7 protein-coding genes and 1 CRISPR repeat array are annotated in these 9,772 nt (G+C 30.3%); all 7 genes read right to left on the bottom strand.

What is annotated here, in order from left to right; translation table 4 throughout:
• The coding region (locus tag LD125_RS04055) for a lipoprotein (protein ID WP_374982319.1) at window positions 1-75 on the bottom strand (75 nt) is incomplete at its 3' end.
• A gap of 217 nt (window positions 76-292) precedes the next feature.
• Window positions 293-877 (bottom strand): hypothetical protein, encoded by a 585-nt coding sequence (locus LD125_RS03475; RefSeq protein WP_250136677.1) that lies wholly within the window; start codon window positions 875-877, stop codon window positions 293-295.
• A gap of 335 nt (window positions 878-1,212) precedes the next feature.
• Window positions 1,213-2,765: a CRISPR direct-repeat array (repeat unit 36 nt; unit sequence GTTTTACTACACAAAAATTTTACAGGGGGCCGAAAC).
• Window positions 2,766-2,792: 27 nt separating this feature from the next.
• Window positions 2,793-3,755: a hypothetical protein gene (locus LD125_RS03470; RefSeq protein WP_250136676.1), complete on the bottom strand. Its 963-nt coding sequence runs from the start codon at window positions 3,753-3,755 to the stop codon at window positions 2,793-2,795.
• Window positions 3,755-4,063, bottom strand: a complete 309-nt coding sequence (gene cas2, locus LD125_RS03465; RefSeq protein WP_250137183.1) for a CRISPR-associated endonuclease Cas2 — start codon at window positions 4,061-4,063, stop codon at window positions 3,755-3,757. The genes LD125_RS03470 and cas2 overlap by 1 nt, the downstream gene beginning before the upstream one ends.
• A 4-nt stretch (window positions 4,064-4,067) precedes the next feature.
• On the bottom strand, window positions 4,068-4,973 hold the full coding sequence (cas1, locus tag LD125_RS03460) for a type II CRISPR-associated endonuclease Cas1 (protein ID WP_250137619.1): 906 nt from the start codon (window positions 4,971-4,973) through the stop codon (window positions 4,068-4,070).
• Window positions 4,974-5,087: 114 nt separating this feature from the next.
• A complete protein-coding gene (cas9, locus tag LD125_RS03455) occupies window positions 5,088-8,342 on the bottom strand; it encodes a type II CRISPR RNA-guided endonuclease Cas9 (RefSeq protein ID WP_250137620.1) in 3,255 nt (1,084 codons plus the stop codon).
• Between the two features lie 137 nt (window positions 8,343-8,479).
• The gene (purB, locus tag LD125_RS03450; protein WP_250137621.1) at window positions 8,480-9,772 is read right to left on the bottom strand and encodes an adenylosuccinate lyase; all 1,293 of its coding nucleotides are present in this window, start codon (window positions 9,770-9,772) and stop codon (window positions 8,480-8,482) included.

Below are 9,772 nucleotides of genomic sequence, written 5' to 3'. Positions count from 1 at the left end.
GCCACAAGCAATCACTGTAGTGGCAGCAGTGGCAGTTAAGCCTAATGCCGCTAATAGAGAAAGTAAGTTTTTCATTTTTTCTCTCCTCTCCTTTTGTAAGTACTATATTTTACCATTTTCTTTTTAGGTATTTTTTTAAAATAAAGGCAATAAAAAAGTGACTTTTGATATCTTTGTCACTCTTTTTTTAAATATTTATAGAGAAGTTAATTCAATCTCATACGCTTTTAATAACTCAAGTTTTACTATGCAAAAATTTTACAGGAGCCGAAACGATATTAAATTTTGTTTTTTAATAAACCATTCATACTTCAGAACCAGTTATAGCTGCAATTTCACCATAATAATTATTAGGGGTATTGTCAATATAAGCTCGATACTCTAAATCCAACATAAGTTGTCTTTCATTGTTCTCTCATTTAAATCAGACCGTAGAACGAGCAGTAAGATATATTCTCATAGTTGATGATAATGTTATATCTTGTTTTTCATATCAAGATCCTTGACCTGGTAAAATGCTACCAATTTTTCAAGTATCTTTTGTAAGTAAAAAAGTTTGGCCATTATATCCTCGATAAGCAACTTTTAAACCAGGAACTTCAAATCCTTCAAATAGTGATGTTAACTCTGGAAATTCATGAACTCCTGAAATAGCAGTTACATTAATACCGTAAATTCCAAAAGCAGCATACTCGTGTGGTTTAACAGTTTTTCTAGCAGACTGTTCTTGAAATCTTCAGATGTAATCATAATCAGTTTGATTAACATTGATAGTTTCTTGTTTGTTTTGCTCTGATGAAGTTATTGATGTTGCTATGTTTCCAACTGCCGTACCTCCAAAGATAATTAATCCAATTGTCATTAAGAATTTTTTCATAATTTATATTTTCCTTTCCTATCGATTAGTATAGTATCATAGTTTATTTTAAAATAATATGACCAATTACTACTTTCAATTTAATGAACCTTGTTTGTTTGGAATTTTTTTATCAAGAGATATTACACTAGTGAAAAATGTTTTATTCTTAAAATAAAAATCCAATGATATATGCCATTAGATTTATGATTACAACTTTAAGTTTTTCTAAATTAATTTTAATAAAATAAAACTAGAGAAACAGTAATCAGTACTAACACACGCATAGTCTGGCTTTCAATAAGAACCAAATGCAATTTTATATGCTAAACGCATCATTAAATTACCAGATTGATGTTTTACTACACAAAGATTTTACAGGAGACCGAGACAGTTGGTTAATTGTTATTGCTGTTGCTTTTGTTTTACTACACAAAGATTTTACAGGAGACCGAGACATAAGGAGGAGTTTCTGAATCGAAACTTTTGTTTTACTACACAAAGATTTTACAGGAGACCGAGACATAAGGAGGAGTTTCTGAATCGAAACTTTTGTTTTACTACACAAAGATTTTACAGGAGACCGAGACCTGGCGTGGTAATACTCATTGCTTGAATCTGTTTTACTACACAAAAATTTTACAGGGGGCCGAAACATTGACCTACCATTCGATATCTTTTATCAGTTTTACTACACAAAAATTTTACAGGGGGCCGAAACTGTTAATTTCGTCAAAAGCTTCTTTACCTGGTTTTACTACACAAAAATTTTACAGGGGGCCGAAACATTGTTATTGTAATCATTATTGAACATTGTGTTTTACTACACAAAAATTTTACAGGGGGCCGAAACAAGGGGAGGAAGAAGAAGAATATGAGGGTTGTTTTACTACACAAAAATTTTACAGGGGGCCGAAACACATTGATAACACAACTTTCTTCACAATCAGTTTTACTACACAAAAATTTTACAGGGGGCCGAAACATTTTATTAAAACGGGGTGGTAGAAACTTTGTTTTACTACACAAAAATTTTACAGGGGGCCGAAACAAATTGAAAAAAATTAAAAGGAGAATGGAAGTTTTACTACACAAAAATTTTACAGGGGGCCGAAACCCCCTATATCTTTACTTAGCTTTTGGTTGAGTTTTACTACACAAAAATTTTACAGGGGGCCGAAACTCACTATTAATAATACAGGATTAATTAACAGTTTTACTACACAAAAATTTTACAGGGGGCCGAAACCTATGAAGGTATTGAGGAATTCAAAAGATTGTTTTACTACACAAAAATTTTACAGGGGGCCGAAACTTAATAACCTGGTTGATTTCCTTAGCATATGTTTTACTACACAAAAATTTTACAGGGGGCCGAAACGGTTTAAGATTATTTAATGCAACTTTTAATGTTTTACTACACAAAAATTTTACAGGGGGCCGAAACGAACTTGAAACATTGTTAAAAGATATGGACGTTTTACTACACAAAAATTTTACAGGGGGCCGAAACGCTGAAGAGCACTCTATTCAGAAATAGGAAGTTTTACTACACAAAAATTTTACAGGGGGCCGAAACAGGAAACAAATTTTGGTTTTGCAACGACTGGTTTTACTACACAAAAATTTTACAGGGGGCCGAAACACAATCTGTGATAAAGCAAAAACGTTATCAGTTTTACTACACAAAAATTTTACAGGGGGCCGAAACTATTCAACAAATGTCTTGTCATAATTCATTGTTTTACTACACAAAAATTTTACAGGGGGCCGAAACTATGTTCTGAATCTAATAAAGCATTTTTTAGTTTTACTACACAAAAATTTTACAGGGGGCCGAAACTGACCAGAAGTAAACGAACGACAAACAAAAGTTTTACTACACAAAAATTTTACAGGGGGCCGAAACGTCAAATCAAGTATTTTAAGTAATTTTTTAAACTATTTGATAGTTTTTAATTGCAGTAAATAAAATTTCTTCGCTTTTATCGTTAAATAAAAGCATCTTTTCGTATTGGTAGTCATAAACGTTAAATTGTTGAACAATATTTTGAGAAACTTTGTTTAAAATTGGTTCAACATCTTGATCAATGAATTTTTGAATATCTTCTAAATTATTATAGAATTCTGAAAAATCAAGCAGAAATTGCTCACCAAAGATAAAAACATCACTTAAGTTTTTATCATCAATTAACGGCATTTCACTAAGTACTAAAATCTTATAATCAATTTTATTAATCAAGCTCATTATCTTTGGTAAATCTTGATATTTAATTCCAGTAAAAGGATTGTCAAAAATCACTAAAGCTTGGTTATCCATGCAAGCAATGATGAAGTTTAATAATTTGAAATAGAGGTTATTTAAAAGTTCAAAAGTAATGTTATCTTCGGTTAGTCTTTCATCATTTTGGTTTAGCATTTCCAATTCTAAATAATCACTCAATACTTGTGCAATTGAACCAATTAAATTAGTTTTTAAAGACAAGTGGTAATCACTTTTAATTTCTTTAAAAAGGTTATTTAATGATTCTAATTCATTTTCTAATTTAAAAGAGAATAGAAGACTTTCTAGTTCAATTAAGTTTTTGTTTTGATATTCCAAGGCTTGTAAAACTTCTTGAATTAAAGTTTTTACAATTGATTTTGAACCATCAAAGAAGTCTTTTTCAAAATCAATTAAGTTGGGAATATTAATTACTTTCAAATTTTTAAGGTTGTAAATCAAATCATTTTCTTCTCACTTGACCACAGCATCCTCAGGTATTTTTTTATTATTAAAGGTTAAGTTTAAGACTTCTAATAAATCTTTACGTTCTAAATAATCTTTATTGAGAATGATCTTAGTTTTTGTTAAGTTAAACTTAACATAATTTAAGCGTTTATAGTTTTTAATAATCACTACAAAATCACCATCCTTCTATCGTTTTGATCTTGTTCTTGTAAACTCTTATGCCCAACCATAATTTTGATTTTGGCATACTGTTTTTCTGTCACTTGTAATGCACGTACATTACCAAGTGCTGGTAAATTTTTCTCTAACCTTCTAATGGTGTTATCAACCACATCTTGATTCAGGCACAACTTACTATAAATTGATTGTTGCACCATCACATAACCTTCTTTTAATAAATACTTTCTGAACTTGGTATATTCTTTCACATAATGCTTCGAAGTCATTGGCAAATCATACATTACTAATAAACGCATATATCTATAACTCATAATACTGAATATGTTCTAAGTAAGGAAAAACTAAATAATCCATTTCACCAGATTCCATATAATTAATCACATTATCAACATATCGATTAATTGCCGATGTCAGAAATACATCCTTACCATCAAAGTTAATTTGCACATTTAATAAATTCACTAACGCTTGTTTTTGTTCCTTACCAAAGTACTCTCATTCTTGGTAATTCTTATAAACAAAATCATCAATCACCGGACGGAAAGGTTCCATTAAATCATCAGCCAAGGCAAAAGCATCGTACTGATTGGAGTGAAATAGACTAATTGATGGGTGTAAACCTTTAGATACAATTGTTCGACTAAATGCTGAACGAATCACTGTATAACCAAAGTTTAGAGCTGCATTAATAATATTGTCTTGACTGCGAGCAAATTCGTTACCAAATAGTTCGTTGAAATACACTTTTGCCGCATGTCCTTCCCGGTTACTAACATCACCTGGTTGAACCTCTTTAATATATCCTCTTAACATTTCTACTTTAATTGCACTTTTATTGTTCTCTTCTAAAATTTCTAGTTGACTCTCAATTTTTTGTTTAACAATTTTTGCTCATAATTCTCGCTTAGTTTCTATCTTTCAGTTAATTTGCTCTTTAATGATTTTAAATTGTAAATGATGAGCATCAATTGGATTAAGAACACTTGTAGGCATTAAATCAACATCACAAAAGATAACCATAACTGAATTAATTGCGAGTTTATTTAATATCTGTGTTGTGACAATCGAGCGGTAATCTTGAAAGATTACACAATTTAAATCTGAAATTAGAAACTGACGCGGAATTTCGTTTTTAGTTACTACCAAACTATCTAAAAATAAAGAAACTTTATCTGCATTTTCAACAATGACTGTTTTTCAACTCATTTTAAAAATAAAAAAATGGGATCGTTGCCAACCCCATGTTTACGACATAATGTCTTATTTCGACAGTCTGTAAAATTTTTGTGTAGTAAAGTAAATATAATAATATCTACATTTTTATTCTAACGCATATTTTGATGATTTAACACCTAAAACGTCAAGATTTAGTAATTTAATGTCAACAAGTTTATTCATAAAAGCAAATGTACGATTGTCCTTTTCTTTGTTAAACTCTATATTCTTTTTATCACGCTTATTTCTATGTAAGTAATTGACTTCAATCCTATTTTTTCCGTTAGAACCTCCATTCGCTTTTCGAATTTGTCATTCATCATCGAATTCTTTATAAAGTATAGTATCACCTGGATAAATTTGTAAATAAAGGTCGTAATTTTCATCTATTTTTAAATCAAATTTGCATTTATTATATCCACTCAGATTTTCAATTAGTTCTTTGTCATTTGCTTTTTTAAGCATAGAAGCATTCACAAAAAGAACCTTAAATTTTCCAGTTAATTTATTTTTGAAAATATCAATTCTAAAAGGTTTGAAACTTTCATAAACAACTTTGGTCTTTTCAGAATCAACACTTGGATATTTATGAGTAACATCTAAATAATTACCAATTCTATTTGAATAATACTTCAACACCTTCACTGGTCGAGTATTACTTTCTGGTTTCTCGCTTTGTTGCTTAGTAATTGCTTCTTTAAGGATATCTCGAACATAAACAAACGGATTTTTGATGACTATTTCTTTATCATCTTTATTTTTATAAGTTTTTTCCATATATTCATCATAAATTTTTTGTAAATAAGCAAAAGTTTTGGGATCAGATTGTTCCATCAAAGTTTTTACTTTTTTAGTTCCAAAAATATCATTTATTTTTCCATCATCTTCAAATAATTTACATTTTTCAATCTTGGTTCAACTTTTATCATCGTTTTCATTTAATTTTCTATAAACATATAAAGTTTCGTTGGTTAACTGTTTATTTAAATTCTTGGAATTCATCCTAGAAAAACGATAATCAAAATTCATTATTTCTCCACGATGTTGTTTAAAACTGTTTTTCTTAGTTTCTAATCCTTCAAGAGTTAATTGTGCATTACTACGAATTCTTGGCGAAGAAGCGATTGCAATTGCATCAATAGCATGATGTCTTAAATCATCACGATCTTTTGGTCCCAAATCAAAGTATTCTTTTTTAATATAATCAGTATAACGACCGTTAATAGCTTGAATTTTAAAGGGTTGGTTAGTCTCTTTAACATAATGATCTAAATAAGCCTTAACCTCTGAAGTTGCATAACGAGTGTCATTCAAATTACGGTTAATAAAATCTCTGCGATTATCAGGATTGCTGTAATCCTTTTCATCTAAAAGATTTTCAATCTTAGTTCTAAAATAGCGTGTTTTTCCCTCATCATACAGTCTTTTTTTTACAAATTCTTGAAATTCAGACCAGTTCATTTTTGTAGTCTTTGATGAGAAATAACCATAAGGAGTATCTTGTCCCTTAACATGGTTTTCATTACTATGGACTAAAACTAAATTATCCATTGAACTAGTATAAGAAATTGATTCAGGAATAATGTGATCAATTTCAGTATAACTTGGATTATCAACCACTTTCATCACATCTAAAGTTTCACCACAATAAGCACACATTTGGTGTTGTTCAAGATACAAACGCGCTTTCTTCGCTGCCTTACCCCTTAAATCACGACCCTCAAAACAATCTCTAATAAGTTTATTTGTTTTTTCATTTTTGTTTTGCATCTCATTAATATGCTTTTTCAAATCATCACTATTCTTTTCACGAACTAACTCAATCACAACATTACTAATTTCATAATCACAATAACGTCTTTGAATTTCTTTTAAGACTTTTAGTGACTGAATAAAAGCACGTTTAACGACTGGGGAAATATACATTTCGTTAATTTGACTTGCTGAAACCGGAACATACTTAGTATTTTCAAATTGAATCTTATATTCTGGTTTAATCCCTTTTTCATGGAACAAAGTAATTCCTTGCTTGGGTTCTACTAACATTTCACCCAAAACTTTCTCAATCGTACTATTACTTAAAGCGTGAGAACCAGAGAACTTGATGTGAGATAAACATTTGCTTGTCACTTCAACATCATTTATTTTCAAAACATCCTGGTTTTTCTCAATCAATTCCTTTAACTGTTCTTGTCGTTTTTCAACTGATTGATATTTTGTAAAAATTTCACTCATTGCATCCAAGATATTATTATTAGAATATTTTAATCAATGAGTTGGTAAAGTGTTTTGGGTGAGTTTTTTATAAATTTCATTCAAAACCTTAAACTCTGTAAAAATTGGATTTCCCTTCTTATCGATTCGATAACCGGTAATCAAAATATCCTTATCTAAACTTAGAATCGTTCTTAAACGACTAAGAGTTAAATTGGTTGGTTTTTTGCTCTCACTGTAAATTGATGCAATAACCTTTTCTTTTTCTTCCTTTGTCAATTTTGAACTATCACGATGCACAGGATCAATAATTGATAAACCATTTAAATCATTTAATAGGTTAAACAATGAAGCATAAATACCGTCTCTTGGTGCACGAATTTGAGTTTTGTCATAGGTATCGAATCCAATTAAGTTTTCATAAAATTTCTTTTCATCACGATTCCATCCAAAAGGAGAGGGATAATTGGGACCTTCATAATAATGTCGTTTTCGGTTAAAAATCTCCAAGAAGTCAGCTTTTAAATTCGTATCCAAATTAGTTAATTCTTCTTGTTTAGCAAAGATTGCCTTTAACTCTTTTTCATACATTTCATGAGTAATATCTTTGTTCTTAGTACCAACAATCTTTCCTTCCTTAGCTAAATTATCAAGTTGAATTTCACAAGCAAAACGATTATCTTTTTCAACTGCGTTTTCTGTTTTAATTTCTGCATCTTTCTTGTCACTTTTTTCAGCTTCTTCAATTTGGTCATCTAATCAACTAAAAGTTCCTCTTCGCTTCATCATACTATAAAGAATCATCATTAATTCTTCTTTGCTAACAACTTCACTTAAAGCATCTTTTCTTAGTTGGTAAACATCTTTTTGACTACCAATTTGTAAATCAAAGAAATCCTCTCTTTTTTCAAGTAAACCATGTTTAACAAATAAATCTAATAAGTCCTTACGACGTAATTTATCCCTACGGTTCATTCTCCGACTTGAACGTTTTTCTCTTCGTGATTGATTATTTTCTGAATCGGCCTCAACAAAAATTCGACTTCCTGCATCAATAATTTCAAATTCATCAGCACCAACAATTGCCCAACCAACCGACGAAATCCCAATATCTAAACCAATATTTACTTTTTTCTTTTCGTTCATGAAAAGACCTTCTCTCTCTATTTCCACTTCTTAAAATTTATTCTAACGATGAATAGAAAAAATAACAGAGAAAAAATTGAATTTACTAACTTTTTATCTGCTTTGGCAAAAAGAAAAACCACTTTCAATGGTTTTTCTTAATCAGTAATCTTGTCATAAATCTGATCAACATTTCTTAAAAAGTAATCTAAGTTAAAAATTTGATCAAGTTCAGTTGATTCAAGATATTTTTCAATCCCTTCATCAATTAACACCTGTTTAAAGTCAAGATTTTCTTTCAAACAAAGCATGGTACATTTTTGAATAAAGTCATAGACCTCTTCGCGAGAGTGATTAGTATGAATTAAGATGTAAGTCATTAAAGGTTGTGAATAAAAAACATTATTTGCACTCTTAATATGCTTTAACATTTGTTCTTGATCAATCACAAGATCAGTTAGAACATTAGTCATTCTTTGAATCAAATAAGAAACTAAATGGAAAACATCTGGGAGGATAACTCGTTCATTTGAAGAATGAGAAATATCACGCTCATGTCATAAAACATTATTTTCCAAACCAGGAATAACATAACTTCTTAACATTCGACTTAATCCAGTAATGTTTTCTGAACTAATCGGATTCTTTTTATGAGGCATTGAAGAAGAACCTTTTTGATTAACACTAAATCCTTCCATGATTTCTTTAACTTCACTACGTTGTAATAAGCGGATTTCTGTGGCCATCTTTTCAAAGGTAGTAGAAAGGTTAGCAAACACTAAGTATAAAGAAGCTAAACGGTCGCGTTGACTAACTTGCGTAGAAAGGTGATCTCGAGGCATTCCTAGTTGTTTAGCAACATCCTCTTCAATAGCAATTTCTAAATTAGCGTAATTACCCATTGACCCAGAAATCTTGGTCACACAAACATCATTGATTGCTAATTCTAAACGTTTTTCTTGACGTTTTAGCTCTTCTAATCACAATAAGAACTTCAATCCTAATGATGTTGGTTCTCCATACATTCCGTGGGTGCGACCCATAATCAAGGTATGTTTATGGGTTTGTGATAGTTCATTCAACCTTGCTTTTAAACCAGTTAAATATTCTTGAACTAAGCTTATTGACTCTTTAATCAAATAGTTTTGCGCTGTATCAACAATATCAGTAGAAGTAATTCCTAAGTGAATTCATTTACTTTCTTCACCCAACGATTCACTCAACATTCTGCTAAATGCAACCACGTCATGTTTAGTTTCTTGTTCTAACTCTAACATCCTTGTTTTATTAACCTTGATTTTTTGTTTAATCAAAGCCAAATCTTGTTCAGGAACAATCCCCAACTTGGTTCATCCTTGAACAACCAATACTTCAATCTTGGTTCAAATTTCGAGTTTATGATCATCATTTCAAATTGCTTTGATTGGTTTAACTTCATATCGTTCAATCAT

The sequence above is a fragment of the Mesoplasma sp. JKS002658 genome, assembly GCF_023566355.1.
Lineage (GTDB): Bacteria > Bacillota_I > Bacilli_A > Mycoplasmatales > Mycoplasmataceae > Edwardiiplasma > Edwardiiplasma whartonense.
Note: the sequence above shows the minus strand (reverse complement) of the source record. Positions and strands in the feature narration are given on the sequence as shown.